This window comes from Devosia sp. MDV22-iso42 (assembly GCF_058629155.1).
In genome coordinates, this window is record NZ_JBZVWR010000006.1 from 132,796 (window position 1) to 147,853 (window position 15,058).

Below are 15,058 nucleotides of genomic sequence, written 5' to 3' on the forward strand. Positions count from 1 at the left end.
CCGGTCAGCTCGGCCAGCCCATCAGCTCGGTCACCTGCCTGGCCAGCGACATCGGATCGAACGGCTTGGCGATGACGCCGGTGACGTCGAGGGCCAGCAGCCGCGCCAGCTCGGAGGGCTGGGTGCGCGCAGTGACGAAGACCACCGGAATGTCGGCCGTCGCCGGGTCGTCCCGCAGGGCCGCACGGGTCATGGGCCCGTCCATTTCCGGCATCATCACGTCCAGCAGGACGACATCGGGCCGCCAGTCGCGGGCGATCTGCAGGGCCAGGGCGCCACTGGCGCATTCCTGCACGTCAAAGTCCGGATGCAGTTGCAGGCTCATTCCGGCCACGGTGCGAATGTCGGGCTCGTCGTCAACATACAAGATGCGCATGGGCCATCCGGGTCGCTGCAGCACCATCAGGGGTCTGCCAGGGTGAAGCAGAAGCTAGCGCAAGTCGCCCCGCCTGGACATGGGCCGGGTGCCTGTCCGCGGGGCGGCTCAGGCGAAATGGCTGCCCAGATAATAGGGCCAGATGACCAAGCCAAACAGGCCCTGCATGAAGTCGAGATGCAGAAAGCCGATGCTGAACAGCCAGCCGGCGAACCAGCCGGCGCCGAGCGAGCTGTGCTGGGTAATGTGGATGCGTTCCATGGGGTGTCTCCTTGTGACACCTCATTGTGACGGCGCCGGCCAGCGCGGCATTGATCCCGGTCAACTGTCGTGCTGGTCGGGAGCCGGTCAGAGCCAGCCGGTCAGAGCCAGCCGGACAGCAGGCCCACGCCGCCCAGGGCGATGGCGCCGCCGGCGATGCGGCTGACGAGGCGGGCATGCCGGCCGGTCAACTGCACCATGCCGATGGTGCCGGCCAGACCGGCCAGGTGGAGCAGGGCGGTGGCGGAAAGGAAGCCGGCGGCGTAGTCGAGCCCTTGGGTGGTGGCGGGCATTTCCGCGCCATGGGCATGGCCGTGGAACACGGCAAAGACGGCCACCAGCGCCATGGCAGCAGACAGGGGCAGGGGACGGCGCGTCATGGCGGCCAGACCGATCGCCACGCTCGACAGGGCAATGCCCAGTTCCACCAGGGGCAGCTCGACCTGCAGCAGGCCCAGGGCAAAGCCGAGCAGCATGACGCCCATGAAGCTCAGGGGCACCAGCCACAGGGCCCGGCCGCCGAGCACCGCGGCGAGGACGCCCACAGCCAGCATGGCCAGCACGTGGTCCAGCCCGCCCAGCGGATGCGCGAAACCGTGCAGGAAGCCCATGGTGTCGCCGGCGCCGGTATGGGCCATGGCGAGGGTGGGGGAAAATGCCAGGATGGCGAGGGCGAGAACGAAGCGCATCGTTGTCCTTCCGGGATCGGCAGATCCCTGAATGAATGGTGTCGACACCCGCCATGGCTTCCAAACTCGCCCGACCTTTATTGGTCGAATGGCGATGTTTGTAAATGCCATGGTGCCGCCGTGCCGCAATCCACTAATAGGTGACCGTCAAGGTTAGCAGTCTGCTAGCCAATTCCATCCAAAGGTGAAGGCTTATCGAATGCTGCTGCTGATCTTTTTGACCCTGCTGCTGCTGCTGGTCCAGGTGTTTATGCCCGGCTACTATCTCACCCAGCAAGTGGGGCCTCAGGCCCAGATGGGGCCGCGCGACGACCTGCCCGAACCCAGCCAGGCGCTGGGCCGGGCGCGCCGGGCGCTCGCCAATCTGCAGGAAACCCTGCCGATATTCTTCGTGCTGGCGCTGCTGGCGATCATTTTTGGTGAAGAGGGCTGGCTGGCCCTGGCCGGCGCGGCGCTGTTTCTGCTCGGCCGGATCGGCCATGTGGTCTGCTATATGGGCGGGATATCCCCGTGGCGCTCGATCAGCTTTACCATTGGGCTGTTCGGCCTGCTGCTGATGGCGCTGCCTTTGCTGCCCCATATCTGGTCGTGAGGCTCCGAAGGGTCTTGCGAAACGGCGGCTTTGCCATTAGACACAGCCTCGCCTGAAGGGGTTTAGCTCAGTTGGTAGAGCATCGGTCTCCAAAACCGAGGGTCGTGGGTTCGAGTCCCCCAGCCCCTGCCAGGCACAAATACCAACAAATTCAAATAGTTAGCGCCGGCATCCGGTCGGCGCCTATTCTGCTGCCCGGGGCAGCTTGTCGGCATGACGGGCCTTGAGCCGGTTCAGCTGATGGGCGGCATGGGCGAGCAGGGCGGTGCGCACTTGGGCGGCGGCGACGTGGCCGACATCGGCTTTCACTTTGAGATCAAGGGGATAGACCGTCACATTGCCCATGAAGTGCTCTTCGATCTGGACGCGGACGACCCCGGTGACCCGCCCGACAATGGTGGGGTGCGGCCCGAAGTAGCGCAGTTCACAGGCTGTGACGTCGAAAGAGGACTTTGCTACACCCACGGCACGCCTCCGCTCACCAGTTCGTTCCGCCGCAGTGCTATTTAAGTGCTGCGGGCGCGGCGAATCAAGAGCGAATCAGCGTGACACTGTCGTGTCGTTAATGGCCGGCGGCGGGATGGCCGGGAAAACTTGGGGCCGCCTGTTGCAATTGGCAGGGAGTTTCTCTAGATACCCACATTCGAGCCGTGCGGGATTCCTGCGCGGCCTTTGGTTTTGCACCAAAACACCAAAGAGTAGATTTGCCGATGGCCCGTACCAACCCAATCACGTTCCTGCAGCAAGTGCGGCAGGAAGTTTCCAAGGTCACTTGGCCCGGCCGGAACGAAGTGCTGATCTCCACGATCATGGTGATCGTCCTGGTTATCGCGGCGAGCCTGTTTTTTCTTGCAGCCGATCAGGTCATTTCGTGGCTGGTCGGACTGATGCTTTCGATCCGCTAGTCGGGTCACGGACCTACAACTACTAGGAGCGGCGACGCTTTATGGCCATGCGCTGGTATATCGTTCAAGCTTACTCGAACTTCGAGCGCAAGGTGGCGGAAGACATCCGCCAGAAAGTTGCGCAGAAAAAGCTCGAGCACCTGTTTGAAGACGTGATCGTGCCGACCGAAAAGGTCGTTGAGATCCGCCGTGGCCGCAAGGTCGACGCCGAACGCAAGTTCTTCCCGGGCTATGTGCTGGTGAAGATGGACATGACCGACGAGGCCTTCCATCTGATCAAGAACACGCCCAAGGTTACCGGTTTCCTCGGGTCGGACAACAAGCCGATGCCGATCTCGGAAAAGGAAGCCCAGGGCATTCTGCAGCAGGTGCAGGAAGGCGTGGAGCATCCCAAGCCCTCCATCTCGTTCGAAGTGGGCGAGAATGTCCGCGTGTCGGACGGTCCCTTTGCCAGCTTCAATGGCGTGGTGGAAGAAGTCGACGAAGAGCGCGCCCGCCTCAAGGTGGAAGTGTCGATCTTCGGCCGCCCCACCCCGGTGGAGCTCGAATACAGTCAGGTCGAGAAGGTCTGATATCGGCGCTGCGCCGCAGCGCCTTGCAAATTCCGGCGTGAGCCGGGAACGCCAGGGCAACCTGGTGAAATCTGTGGAAGAGGGCGGTGGCTGCCAGGCTGCCGATCAAACTCTCGGACCACAGCGTCAAACGGTCCGCGTGACAGCGGGCGAACAGCAGGGCGTCGCGCAAGCGCGCCAACTTTAAAGGACGATTATGGCAAAGAAAATCGTTGGCTACGTAAAGCTCCAGGTGCCTGCGGGTTCCGCAACACCATCCCCGCCAATCGGCCCAGCACTGGGTCAGCGCGGTCTGAACATCATGGAATTCTGCAAGGCGTTCAATGCCGCCACGCAGGAACTGGAAAAGGGTTCGCCCATTCCGGTCGTGATCACCGCCTATGCCGACAAGAGCTTCACTTTCGAGATGAAGTCTCCACCGGTCAGCTTCTTCATCAAGAAGGCCGTGAACCTGAAGTCGGGCAGCAAGCTGCCAGGCAAGGAATCGGCCGGCACCATCACGCTGGCACAGCTGCGTGACATCGCCGAAAAGAAGATGAAGGATCTCAACGCCGACAATCTCGATGCTGCGGTATCGATGATTGCAGGCTCTGCCCGTTCCATGGGCATTCAGGTCGAGGGCTGATAAATGGCTGGTAAGAATCTCACCAAGTCCCGCGAGGGCATTGATCGCAACAAGCTGTACAAGCTTGATGAAGCCGTCAAGATGATCAAGTCGCGTGCGACCGCCAAGTTCGACGAGACCATCGAACTTGCCATCAACCTGGGTGTCGATCCGCGCCACGCCGACCAGATGGTCCGCGGCGTCGTGACCCTCCCCAACGGTACCGGCAAGACCGTCCGCGTGGCCGTGTTCGCCAAGGATGCCAAGGCTGACGAAGCCCGCAAGGCTGGCGCCGACATCGTTGGCGCCGAAGACCTGATGGAAGCCATCATGGGCGGCAAGATCGATTTCGATCGCTGCATTGCCACGCCTGACATGATGCCGCTGGTCGGTCGTCTGGGCAAGATCCTCGGGCCACGCAACCTGATGCCAAACCCCAAGGTCGGCACGGTTACGCCCGATGTTGCCGGTGCCGTCAAGGCGGCCAAGGGCGGCGCTGTCGAGTTCCGCGTCGAGAAGGCCGGTATCCTGCATGCTGGCGTGGGCAAGGTGTCGTTCTCGGACGAAGCCCTGCTGCAGAACATCAAGGCGTTCACCGACGCCGTGCTGAAGTCCAAGCCGGCTGGTGCCAAGGGCACCTATGTCAAGCGCGTTGCCGTGTCCTCTACCATGGGCCCGGGCGTGCATGTGGAAGTCGCTTCGGCGCTGTAATTCCCAATTCCGGGCGGTTTCGACCGCCCGGTTTTTGTCGCTCCCTGTGAGCGGCAACAAGTCCTGTCCGAGACTGCCGGTGCCAACCGATCTGGGTTGGCTTAATGTCGCAAGATGCCAGCATAGATGGGGTGACAACCGAAATTTCTGTCCGCAAGGGCAGGGTGGCGGTTCGAACCAGGCCAGTTGCCCTTTGGGCAGCACGGTTGACAGGCGTTTAACCGTTGCTCCTCTCCTCCCTCGGGAGATCGGAGGGCAGCAATTGGCAATGGCCCGGCTGACTTTTGCCGGGCTCAATGTGGAGACTAGCAGTGGAAAGAGCGGAAAAGCGTGAGCTTGTCGCATCGCTTCAGGCAGCCCTATCGGGCGCTGGATCGATCGTCCTTGCGCAGAACACCGGTCTGACCGTCGCCAACCTTGAATCGCTTCGCCGCGACATCAAGGGTGCAGGTGGCCAAGTCAAGATCGCGAAGAACCGTCTTGCCAAGCTTGCTCTTAAAGAAACCGACAATGCGGACATGTCGAGCCTCCTGGTAGGCCCGATCGTCATCGCTTATGCGGCCGACCCCATGACTGCGCCCAAATTTGCGGCAAAGTTTGCTGAAAAGAACGCGAAATACGTCGTTCTTGGTGGCGCCATGGGCAAGACCGCGCTTGACGCGAATAACGTCAAGGCGCTGGCGACCATGCCCTCGCTGGATGAACTGCGCGCCACGCTGGCCGGGATGCTCAAGCAGCCCGCCACGCGTATCGCTTCGGTCATCGTGGCACCAGCAAGCGGCATTGCCCGCGTGTTGGCCGCTCATGCGGAAAAGAGCAACGAAGCAGCGTAACCCCATCGGTCCCCGCAAGGGACCACTTTGGTTTGAACTGAACACCTAAAAAGAGAGATTTATCAAATGGCTGATCTCGCCAAGATCGTAGACGACCTGTCTGCCCTGACCGTTCTGGAAGCGTCGGAACTGTCGAAGATGCTGGAAGAGAAGTGGGGCGTTTCCGCCGCCGCTCCTGTTGCTGCTGCTGCCGCTGGCGGCGCTGCTGCTCCGGCTGTCGAAGAAAAGACCGAATTTGACGTGATCCTCGCCTCCTTCGGCGAAAACAAGATCAACGTCATCAAGGAAGTTCGCGCCATCACCGGTCTGGGCCTGGGCGAAGCTAAGGCTCTCGTCGAAGCTGCTCCCAAGGCCGTCAAGGAAGGCGTCAACAAGGCTGAAGCTGCCGAGATTCAGAAGAAGCTCGAAGCTGCCGGCGCCAAGGTCGAACTCAAGTAGTTCTGCCACTGCCCTTGAAATTTGCGAAATGGCGCGTTATGTGCCATTTCGCTCCTTCGTCTCTACGAGATGATTCGCCGGACCGGTTGGATAGGTCCTTGGCGGCAATTTGCGGAATATATGAAGAATTTGATGTCTGAGGTGCGCTGACGTCCGTTAGACCTCCCGGCTGCTGGCCTGGAGGTATTTGGCGTTTTGCGCACTGATGCCGTTCCTTTGGCGTGGAATTGCACAATGAGACATCACCCAGCCTGAGAAATTTGAAGGGCACATATCCCGAGACCCGACGGCTGATAGTCGGATCTTTGGATATTTGCCTCCGAGACAATCGCACCAGAAACAGGAGCTTTCATGGCTACCACGTTCAACGGCCGCCGCAAGGTACGCAAGTCCTTCGGGTCCATTCGCGAAGTCACGGAGATGCCCAACCTGATCGAGGTCCAGAAGGCCTCCTATGATCAGTTCCTCCTCGTGGACGAGCCCAAAGCCGGCCGTCCCGATGAAGGGCTTCAGTCCGTGTTCCGTTCGGTCTTTCCGATCACCGACTTTTCGAACACTGCCTCTCTCGAATTCGTGAAGTACGAGTTCGAGCAGCCCAAGTATGACATTGATGAGTGCCGTGCGCGCGACATCACGTTCGCTGCCCCGCTCAAGGTCACGCTGCGCCTGATCGTGTTTGAAGTGGACGAAGAGACCGGCGCCCGGTCCGTCAAGGATATCAAGGAGCAGGACGTCTATATGGGCGACATGCCCTTCATGACGAGCAACGGCACCTTCATCGTCAACGGCACCGAGCGCGTCATCGTCTCGCAGATGCACCGTTCGCCTGGCGTGTTCTTCGATCACGACAAGGGCAAGACCCATTCGTCGGGCAAGCTGCTGTTTGCCGGCCGTATCATTCCCTATCGCGGCAGCTGGCTCGATATCGAGTTCGACGCGAAGGATGTGGTGTTCGCGCGTATCGATCGTCGCCGCAAGATCCCCGTGACCAGCCTGCTCAAGGCGCTGGGCATGGATACCGAAGAGATCCTGTCGACCTATTACAATACCCTGACCTATACCAAGACGGCTTCGGGCTGGCAGAAGCCCTACGACGCCGAAAAGATGAAGAATGCCAAGCCAAGCCATGACCTGATCGACGCCAAGACCGGCGACGTGGTGCATGAAGCTGGCAAGAAGCTCTCGGCCCGCCAGGCCAAGAAGCTGGCCGATGACGGCCTGACGCACCTGTTGGCGGTCGATGAAGACCTCTACGGCATGTATGTCGCCGAGGACCTGATCAACATGCAGACCGGCGAGGTCTACATGGAGGCAGGCGACGAGCTCGACGAGAAGAATCTCGAACTGCTCGTGGGCCTCGGCTTTGACGAGCTGCCGATCCTCGACATCGATCACATCAGCATTGGCGGCTACATCCGCAACACGCTGGCCGTGGACAAGAACGAGTCGCGTGAAGACGCGCTGTTCGACATCTATCGCGTCATGCGTCCCGGTGAGCCACCGACCGTGGACACAGCCGAAGCCATGTTCCAGTCGCTGTTCTTCGACAGCGAGCGCTATGACCTGTCCGCTGTGGGCCGCGTCAAGATGAACATGCGCCTCGAGCTCGATGCTCCCGACACCATGCGCACCCTGCGTAAGGAAGACATTGTCGAAGTCGTCCGCACCCTGGTCGACCTGCGCGATGGCCGCGGCGAAATCGACGACATCGACAACCTGGGCAACCGCCGCGTTCGCTCCGTCGGCGAGCTGATGGAAAACTCCTATCGCCTTGGCCTGCTCCGCATGGAACGCGCCATCAAGGAGCGCATGAGCTCGGTCGAAATCGACACGGTCATGCCGCAGGATCTGATCAACGCCAAGCCGGCTGCCGCCGCTGTGCGCGAGTTCTTTGGCTCGAGCCAGCTCAGCCAGTTCATGGATCAGACCAATCCGCTGTCGGAAATCACCCACAAGCGTCGCCTGTCGGCGCTTGGACCTGGTGGTCTGACCCGCGAGCGTGCCGGCTTTGAAGTCCGTGACGTGCATCCGACCCACTATGGCCGCATCTGCCCGATCGAGACCCCCGAAGGTCCAAACATTGGTCTGATCAACTCGCTGTCGACCTTTGCCCGCGTCAACAAGTACGGTTTTATTGAGACCCCGTACCGCAAGATCGTCAACGGCAAGCTGACCGACGACGTGGTCTACCTCTCCGCCATGGAAGAGGCCAAGCACTACGTCGCCCAGGCCAACGTGACCTTCAACGACAAGCTTGAGCTCGAGCATGATCTGGTGGTGGCCCGCCACGCCGGTGACAACGGCCTGACGCCCAAGGAAAACGTCGATCTGATGGACGTATCGCCCAAGCAGATGGTGTCGGTTGCTGCCTCGCTGATCCCGTTCCTTGAAAACGACGACGCCAACCGTGCCCTGATGGGCTCGAACATGCAGCGTCAGGCCGTGCCGCTGCTGCGCGCCCATGCGCCGTTTGTCGGCACCGGCATGGAAGCCATCGTGGCCCGTGACTCCGGCGCCGCCATCGTGGCCAAGCGCAAGGGCATCGTCGATCAGGTTGACGCGACGCGTATCGTTATTCGGGCGACCGAAGAAACCGATGCGTCCAAGTCGGGCGTGGACATCTACAACCTGATGAAGTTTCAGCGTTCGAACCAGTCCACCTGCATCAACCAGCGTCCGCTGGTGGTTGTCGGTGACCACATCAACCAGGGCGACATCATCGCCGACGGCCCCTCGACCGAACTGGGCGATCTGGCGCTGGGCCGCAACGTGCTCGTCGCGTTCATGCCCTGGAATGGCTACAACTTCGAAGATTCGATCCTGCTCTCTGAAAAGATTGCCATGAACGACGTCTTCACCTCGATCCATATCGAGGAATATGAAGTCATGGCTCGCGACACCAAGCTTGGTCCTGAGGAAATCACCCGCGACATTCCGAACGTGTCGGAAGAAGCGCTCAAGAATCTCGACGAAGCCGGTATCGTGCACATTGGTGCCGAAGTCGCCCCTGGCGACATTCTGGTCGGCAAGATCACCCCCAAGGGTGAATCGCCGATGACCCCGGAAGAAAAGCTCCTCCGCGCCATCTTCGGCGAGAAGGCAAGCGACGTTCGTGACACCTCCCTGCGCGTGCCGCCGGGCGATGCTGGTACTGTTGTTGAAGTGCGCGTGTTCAATCGCCACGGCATCGACAAGGACGAGCGCGCCATGGCCATCGAGCGCGAGGAAATCGAGCGTCTCGCCAAGGACCGTGACGACGAACAGTCGATCCTCGACCGTAACGTCTATGCGCGTCTCAAGGAGATGCTGTTCGGCAAGGCAGCAACGGCCGGCCCCAAGGGCTATGTCGTCGGCACCAAGCTCAATGACCAGATGTTCGAGGCTCAGCCCCGTTCGAAGTGGTGGCAGTTCGCGGTCGATGACGACAAGGTCATGACCGAGATGGAAGCCCTGCACGCGCAGTATGAAGAGAGCCGTCGGCTCTTGGAACAGCGGTTCATCGACAAGGTGGACAAGCTGCAGCGCGGTGACGAGCTGCCTCCAGGCGTGATGAAGATGGTCAAGGTCTTCATCGCCACCAAGCGCAAGATCCAGCCAGGCGACAAGATGGCTGGCCGTCACGGCAACAAGGGCGTGGTTTCGCGCATCGTGCCGATCGAAGACATGCCTTATCTGGAAGACGGCACTTCGGTTGACATCGTGCTGAACCCGCTGGGCGTGCCATCGCGCATGAATGTGGGCCAGATCCTCGAGACGCATCTGGGTTGGGCCTGTGCCGGCATGGGTCGCAAGATCGATGAGATGGTTCGCGCCTATCATCGCAATGGCGACCTCAAGCCACTGCGCCTGGAAATCCAGGACCTGTTTGCCGGTGATGAATCCATCACCGATCTTGATGACGACGGCATGGTCCGTCTCGGCGAGCACCTCTCCAAGGGTGTCTCGATCGCGACCCCCGTGTTCGACGGCGCCAAGGAAGCCGACATCGTGGTGATGCTGGAGCGGGCAGGGCTGAAGGCGTCGGGTCAGTCGACCGTGTTCGACGGCCGTAGCGGCGAGCAGTTCGATCGTCAGGTGACGGTTGGCTATATCTACATGCTCAAGCTCGACCATCTGGTGGACAACAAGATCCACGCGCGTTCGATCGGTCCGTACTCGCTGGTCACCCAGCAGCCACTGGGCGGCAAGGCGCAGTTCGGCGGGCAGCGTTTCGGCGAGATGGAAGTGTGGGCTCTGGAAGCCTACGGCGCGGCGTATACGCTGCAGGAAATGCTTACCATCAAGTCGGACGACGTTGCCGGTCGTACCAAGGTCTACGAAGCCATCGTGCGTGGCGACGATACGTTCGAAGCGGGCATCCCCGAGAGCTTCAACGTTCTGGTCAAGGAAATCCGTTCGCTCGGCCTCAATGTCGAACTCGACATGCGCGAGATCGAAGACGGTTCCGAACAGGCCGAAGCGGAGCTCGCACCTCCTCAGGAAGCGGCGGAGTAATCCGGCACTTCCTACCCCCATTCATTTGCCGTTCATACCCGTGACCAAATTCGGGCATGGACGGCTAGAGGAGAGAATTGATGAACCATCATTCCCACGTCATGGACCCGTTCAATCCGGCGGTTCCGGTGCAGACCTTCGATCAGATGAAGATCTCGATTGCCTCACCAGAGAAGATCCTGAGTTGGTCCTATGGCGAGATCAAGAAGCCAGAGACGATCAACTATCGTACGTTCAAGCCTGAACGCGATGGCCTGTTCTGCGCGCGCATCTTTGGCCCGGTAAAGGACTATGAGTGCCTGTGCGGCAAGTACAAGCGCATGAAGTTCAAGGGCGTCATCTGCGAGAAGTGCGGCGTCGAAGTCACCCTGAGCCGCGTTCGTCGCGAGCGCATGGGTCACATCGAGTTGGCCGCACCCGTCGCCCACATCTGGTTCCTGAAGTCCCTGCCGTCGCGCATCGCGCTGCTGCTCGACATGACGCTCAAGGACATCGAGCGTATCCTGTATTTTGAGAACTACGTCGTTCTCGATCCAGGCCTCACGCCCTTCACCCAGCATGAACTGCTGAACGAAGAGCAGTTCCTCGACGCCCAGGACGAATATGGTGCCGACAGCTTCACCGCCAAGATCGGCGCCGAAGCCATTCGCGACATCCTGCTGGCGCTCGATCTGGAAAAGATCGCGGCCAACCTGCGCGTGGAAATCGCCGAGTCGACCACCGAGCTCAAGCCAAAGAAGCTGGCCAAGCGCCTCAAGATCGTCGAGCAGTTTATTGTCTCCGGGAATAAGCCGGAGTGGATGATCATGACCATCATCCCGGTCATTCCGCCCGAGCTGCGCCCGCTGGTGCCGCTGGATGGCGGGCGCTTTGCCACGTCCGATCTGAACGATCTCTATCGTCGCGTCATCAACCGCAACAACCGCCTCAAGCGCCTGATCGAGCTGCGTGCCCCTGACATCATCATCCGCAACGAAAAGCGCATGTTGCAGGAAGCCGTTGACGCGCTGTTCGACAACGGCCGCCGTGGCCGCACCATTACCGGTGCCAACAAGCGTCCGCTCAAGTCGCTGTCCGACATGCTCAAGGGCAAGCAGGGCCGCTTCCGCCAGAACCTGCTCGGCAAGCGCGTCGACTATTCGGGTCGTTCGGTCATCACCGTGGGTCCGAACCTCAAGCTGCACCAGTGCGGCCTGCCCAAGAAGATGGCGCTCGAGCTGTTCAAGCCCTTCATCTATTCGCGCCTCGAAGCCAAGGGCTTCAGCTCGACGGTGAAGCAGGCCAAGAAGCTGGTCGAGAAGGAAAAGCCGGAAGTCTGGGATATCCTCGATGAGGTGATCCGCGAGCATCCGGTGCTGCTCAACCGCGCACCGACCCTGCATCGCCTTGGCATCCAGGCCTTCGAGCCCATCCTGATCGAAGGCAAGGCCATCCGTCTGCATCCGCTCGTCTGCTCGGCCTTCAATGCCGACTTCGACGGTGACCAGATGGCCGTGCACGTTCCGCTGTCGCTCGAAGCGCAGCTGGAAGCGCGCGTGCTGATGATGAGCACCAACAACATCCTGCACCCTGCCAATGGCCAGCCGATCATCGTGCCGAGCCAGGACATCGTGCTCGGTCTCTACTACCTCTCGTTGATGAACGAGAAGGAGCCTGGCGAAGGCATGGCGTTCGGTTCCTATGCCGAGCTCGAGCATGCCATCGACAACAAGGTCGTCACCCTGCACACCAAGATCAAGGGCCGTGTCACGTCCTTTGACGCCGATGGCAAGCAGACCACCGAGATCGTGGAAACGACCCCGGGCCGCATGCTGATCGGGCAGATCCTGCCCAAGAGCGCCAAGGTGCCGTTCTCGACCGCCAACCAGCTGATGACCAAGAAGATGATCTCCAAGATGATCGACACGGTCTACCGCGGCTGTGGTCAGAAAGAGACCGTCATCTTCTGCGATCGCGTCATGCAGCTTGGCTTCAAGAATGCCTGCGATGCCGGCATTTCGTTCGGCAAGGACGACATGGTTATCCCTGCTTCCAAGTACACCATCGTGGAAGCCGCGCGTAAGCAGGTCGAAGAGTTCGAGCAGCAGTACAATGACGGCCTGATCACTCAGGGCGAAAAGTACAACAAGGTCGTCGACGCTTGGGCAAAGTGTGGCGACAAGGTTGCCGAAGAGATGATGGACGCGATCCGCACCGTGCAGATCGACGAGGAGACCGGTCGTCAGAAGCCGATCAACTCGGTCTACATGATGAGCCATTCGGGTGCCCGTGGTTCGCCGGCGCAGATGAAGCAGCTGGCCGGCATGCGCGGCCTGATGGCCCGTCCCGACGGCTCGATCATCGAGACCCCGATCACGGCCAACTTCAAGGAAGGCCTCAACGTTCTCGAGTACTTCAACTCCACCCACGGTGCCCGCAAGGGCCTGGCGGATACGGCGTTGAAGACCGCGAACTCGGGTTACCTGACGCGTCGTCTCGTCGACGTGGCGCAGGACGCGATCATCGTGTCGACCGATTGCGGCACCGAGCGTGGCCTGACCATGGAGCCCATCGTTGATGCGGGCCAGGTCGTGGCTTCCATCGGTCAGCGCGTGCTGGGTCGTACCGCTGCCGACGACATCTTCCACCCGCTGACCGGCGCGCTGATTGCCGCCAAGGGCCATCTGCTGGAAGAAAAGGATGTCGACGTCATCGAAGAGGCGCGCATCCAGTCGATCCGGATCCGCTCGCCCCTGACTTGCGACATGCGCCAGGGTACCTGCGCGGCCTGCTATGGCCGTGACCTTGCTCGCGGTACGCCCGTGAACATGGGTGAAGCTGTGGGCGTCATCGCCGCACAGTCGATCGGTGAACCCGGTACCCAGCTGACCATGCGTACGTTCCACATTGGTGGCACGGCACAGGTGGTCGACTCCTCGTTCCTTGAATCGGGTGCAGAGGGCAAGATCGCCATCCGCAATCCGAACGTGGTCAAGGTGGAGGGCGACAAGCTGGTCGTCATGGCTCGTAACGTGTCGCTGGCCGTGCTCGATGCGGACGGCAAGGAGCGCGCGACGCACAAGGTGGCCTATGGCGCCAAGTTGCTGATCAAGGAAGGCGACATGGTTCGCCGTGGTCAGCGTCTGGCCGAATGGGACCCCTACACCCGTCCGATCCTGGCCGAAGTCGAAGGCGAGGTCGTGTTCGAGGATCTGCTCGACGGCACCTCGGTTGCGGAAAACACCGACGAGGCAACGGGCTTCACCAAGCGCGTCGTGATCGACTGGCGGACCAATCCGCGTGGCGAAGGGCTCAAGCCAGCCCTGGCCATTGCGCGGGATGGTGCCGTGCTCAAGGTGGAACGTGGTGGCGAAGCCCGTTACCTGCTCTCGGTTGATGCGGTCATTGCCGCTGAGCCGGGCGAAAAGGTATCGCCGGGTGACGTGCTGGCGCGTATTCCGCTGGAAAGCGCCAAGACCAAGGACATCACGGGCGGTCTGCCGCGCGTGGCTGAATTGTTCGAGGCCCGTCGTCCCAAAGATCACGCCATCATCGCCGAGATCGATGGCACGATCCGCTTCGGTCGCGACTACAAGAACAAGCGTCGCGTCATCATCGAGCCGCATGAAGAGGGCGGTGAGCCGGTCGAGTATCTGATCCCCAAGGGCAAGCCGTTCCACCTTCAGGAAGGCGATGCCATTGAAAAGGGTGAATATATCCTCGACGGCAACCCAGCGCCGCACGACATTCTGGCCATCAAGGGCGTGGAAGAGCTTGCTCGTTACCTCGTCAATGAAATCCAGGAAGTCTATCGTCTGCAGGGCGTGATGATCAACGACAAGCACATCGAGGTGATCGTTCGCCAGATGCTGCAGAAGGTCGAGATCGTCAATCCAGGTGACTCCGGTCTGCTCAAGGACGAGCAGCTCGACAAGCTGGACTTTGACGAGCTCAACGACGCGCTGGTTGCTGACGGCAAGAAGCCGGCAACGGCCAATCCCGTGCTGCTCGGCATTACCAAGGCGTCGCTGCAGACCCGGTCATTCGTGTCGGCTGCCTCGTTCCAGGAAACCACCCGCGTGCTGACCGAAGCTGCCGTATCCGGCAAGGCCGATCTGCTCGAAGGCCTCAAGGAAAACGTGATCGTCGGTCGCCTGATCCCGGCTGGTACGGGTGCCGGCATCTCCTCGGCCAAGCTCATCGCTTCCAAGCGCGATGACCTGATCCTGGACGAGCGCCGCCGCCAGGCCAACACGCCCAAGATTGCCGCGCCGGCTGCTGAATAGGCCGCAACGCGGATAGAAGATGAGGGAAGGGGGCCGAAAGGCTCCCTTTTCTTTTGGTCCGAACGGTCAGATTGCGCCTTCCAGGCTCGGACCGATCTCGCCGAGAACGCATCGGGCTGGCTGCCAAGGGGCAGGGGACGGTCGTCAGCAGCCGGAAGGTCTGGGGCGGACATCGGTCCCCCATTGTACCATTACTGGACAGTTAATGCCGTTTGGGTCGACTGGGCGTGGACCCGCCAGCACTTCTTCCACACGCCGCCAAGTCGGATCGGGTATGCACCAAGACGACGCCAAAGCAAGGCAGCGCATGGCTCCCAC

The 15,058-nt window shown here is 60.8% G+C and carries 13 protein-coding genes and 1 tRNA gene; 10 read left to right on the plus strand and 4 right to left on the minus strand.

What is annotated here, in order from left to right:
• Nucleotides 1-4: 4 nt before the first annotated feature.
• The 3 genes from AC4NN3_RS02290 to AC4NN3_RS02300 form a co-directional block, all read right to left on the minus strand.
• Complete coding sequence (locus tag AC4NN3_RS02290; RefSeq protein ID WP_491925531.1) at nt 5-376, minus strand: response regulator; 372 nt, start codon at nt 374-376, stop codon at nt 5-7.
• A 108-nt stretch (nt 377-484) separates the two neighbouring features.
• Nucleotides 485-637, minus strand: coding sequence for a hypothetical protein (locus AC4NN3_RS02295; protein ID WP_491925532.1), 153 nt, complete (start codon nt 635-637; stop codon nt 485-487).
• A gap of 101 nt (nt 638-738) precedes the next feature.
• Nucleotides 739-1,326 carry a HupE/UreJ family protein gene (locus AC4NN3_RS02300; protein WP_491925533.1) on the minus strand — a complete coding sequence of 196 codons (588 nt, stop codon included), beginning with the start codon at nt 1,324-1,326 and terminating at the stop codon, nt 739-741.
• 199 nt (nt 1,327-1,525) lie between these two features.
• On the opposite strand from AC4NN3_RS02300, the gene AC4NN3_RS02305 reads away from it, so the two are divergent.
• Together AC4NN3_RS02305 and AC4NN3_RS02310 are read left to right on the plus strand one after the other, a co-directional pair.
• Nucleotides 1,526-1,918, plus strand: a complete 393-nt coding sequence (locus AC4NN3_RS02305; RefSeq protein WP_491925534.1) for an MAPEG family protein — start codon at nt 1,526-1,528, stop codon at nt 1,916-1,918.
• 56 nt (nt 1,919-1,974) lie between these two features.
• Nucleotides 1,975-2,050: transfer RNA gene (locus AC4NN3_RS02310), tRNA-Trp, on the plus strand.
• Between the two features lie 51 nt (nt 2,051-2,101).
• Here AC4NN3_RS02310 and AC4NN3_RS02315 read toward each other — a convergent pair.
• Nucleotides 2,102-2,383 (minus strand): hypothetical protein, encoded by a 282-nt coding sequence (locus AC4NN3_RS02315; protein ID WP_491925535.1) that lies wholly within the window; start codon nt 2,381-2,383, stop codon nt 2,102-2,104.
• A 245-nt stretch (nt 2,384-2,628) separates the two neighbouring features.
• On the opposite strand from AC4NN3_RS02315, the gene secE reads away from it, so the two are divergent.
• From secE to rpoC, 8 genes are all read left to right on the plus strand, one after another.
• Nucleotides 2,629-2,823, plus strand: coding sequence for a preprotein translocase subunit SecE (gene secE / locus AC4NN3_RS02320; RefSeq protein WP_449527828.1), 195 nt, complete (start codon nt 2,629-2,631; stop codon nt 2,821-2,823).
• A gap of 41 nt (nt 2,824-2,864) precedes the next feature.
• Nucleotides 2,865-3,395: a transcription termination/antitermination protein NusG gene (gene nusG / locus AC4NN3_RS02325; RefSeq protein WP_193335620.1), complete on the plus strand. Its 531-nt coding sequence runs from the start codon at nt 2,865-2,867 to the stop codon at nt 3,393-3,395.
• A gap of 196 nt (nt 3,396-3,591) precedes the next feature.
• Nucleotides 3,592-4,020: a 50S ribosomal protein L11 gene (gene rplK / locus AC4NN3_RS02330; RefSeq protein WP_491925536.1), complete on the plus strand. Its 429-nt coding sequence runs from the start codon at nt 3,592-3,594 to the stop codon at nt 4,018-4,020.
• Between the two features lie 3 nt (nt 4,021-4,023).
• Entirely contained in the window at nt 4,024-4,710 is a 687-nt protein-coding gene (gene rplA, locus AC4NN3_RS02335; protein WP_491925537.1) for a 50S ribosomal protein L1, read from the plus strand.
• Nucleotides 4,711-5,021: 311 nt separating this feature from the next.
• On the plus strand, nt 5,022-5,543 hold the full coding sequence (rplJ, locus tag AC4NN3_RS02340) for a 50S ribosomal protein L10 (RefSeq protein ID WP_193335623.1): 522 nt from the start codon (nt 5,022-5,024) through the stop codon (nt 5,541-5,543).
• Nucleotides 5,544-5,609: 66 nt separating this feature from the next.
• Complete coding sequence (rplL, locus tag AC4NN3_RS02345) at nt 5,610-5,981, plus strand: 50S ribosomal protein L7/L12 (RefSeq protein ID WP_491925538.1); 372 nt, start codon at nt 5,610-5,612, stop codon at nt 5,979-5,981.
• A 351-nt stretch (nt 5,982-6,332) separates the two neighbouring features.
• Entirely contained in the window at nt 6,333-10,475 is a 4,143-nt protein-coding gene (rpoB, locus tag AC4NN3_RS02350; RefSeq protein WP_491925539.1) for a DNA-directed RNA polymerase subunit beta, read from the plus strand.
• An 80-nt stretch (nt 10,476-10,555) separates the two neighbouring features.
• Entirely contained in the window at nt 10,556-14,740 is a 4,185-nt protein-coding gene (rpoC, locus tag AC4NN3_RS02355) for a DNA-directed RNA polymerase subunit beta' (protein ID WP_491925540.1), read from the plus strand.
• Nucleotides 14,741-15,058 lie beyond the last annotated feature (318 nt).

Bases quoted from the DNA above. Each gene is read 5' to 3' on its own strand.
- rplK (WP_491925536.1), top strand. From the start codon at position 3,592: ATGGCAAAGAAAATCGTTGGCTACGTAAAGCTCCAGGTGCCTGCGGGT.
- rpoC (WP_491925540.1), top strand. From the start codon at position 10,556: ATGAACCATCATTCCCACGTCATGGACCCGTTCAATCCGGCGGTTCCG.
- AC4NN3_RS02295 (WP_491925532.1), bottom strand. From the start codon at position 637: ATGGAACGCATCCACATTACCCAGCACAGCTCGCTCGGCGCCGGCTGG.
- AC4NN3_RS02300 (WP_491925533.1), bottom strand. From the start codon at position 1,326: ATGCGCTTCGTTCTCGCCCTCGCCATCCTGGCATTTTCCCCCACCCTC.
- rpoB (WP_491925539.1), top strand. From the start codon at position 6,333: ATGGCTACCACGTTCAACGGCCGCCGCAAGGTACGCAAGTCCTTCGGG.
- nusG (WP_193335620.1), top strand. From the start codon at position 2,865: ATGGCCATGCGCTGGTATATCGTTCAAGCTTACTCGAACTTCGAGCGC.
- AC4NN3_RS02305 (WP_491925534.1), top strand. From the start codon at position 1,526: ATGCTGCTGCTGATCTTTTTGACCCTGCTGCTGCTGCTGGTCCAGGTG.
- rplL (WP_491925538.1), top strand. From the start codon at position 5,610: ATGGCTGATCTCGCCAAGATCGTAGACGACCTGTCTGCCCTGACCGTT.
- AC4NN3_RS02290 (WP_491925531.1), bottom strand. From the start codon at position 376: ATGCGCATCTTGTATGTTGACGACGAGCCCGACATTCGCACCGTGGCC.
- secE (WP_449527828.1), top strand. From the start codon at position 2,629: ATGGCCCGTACCAACCCAATCACGTTCCTGCAGCAAGTGCGGCAGGAA.
- rplA (WP_491925537.1), top strand. From the start codon at position 4,024: ATGGCTGGTAAGAATCTCACCAAGTCCCGCGAGGGCATTGATCGCAAC.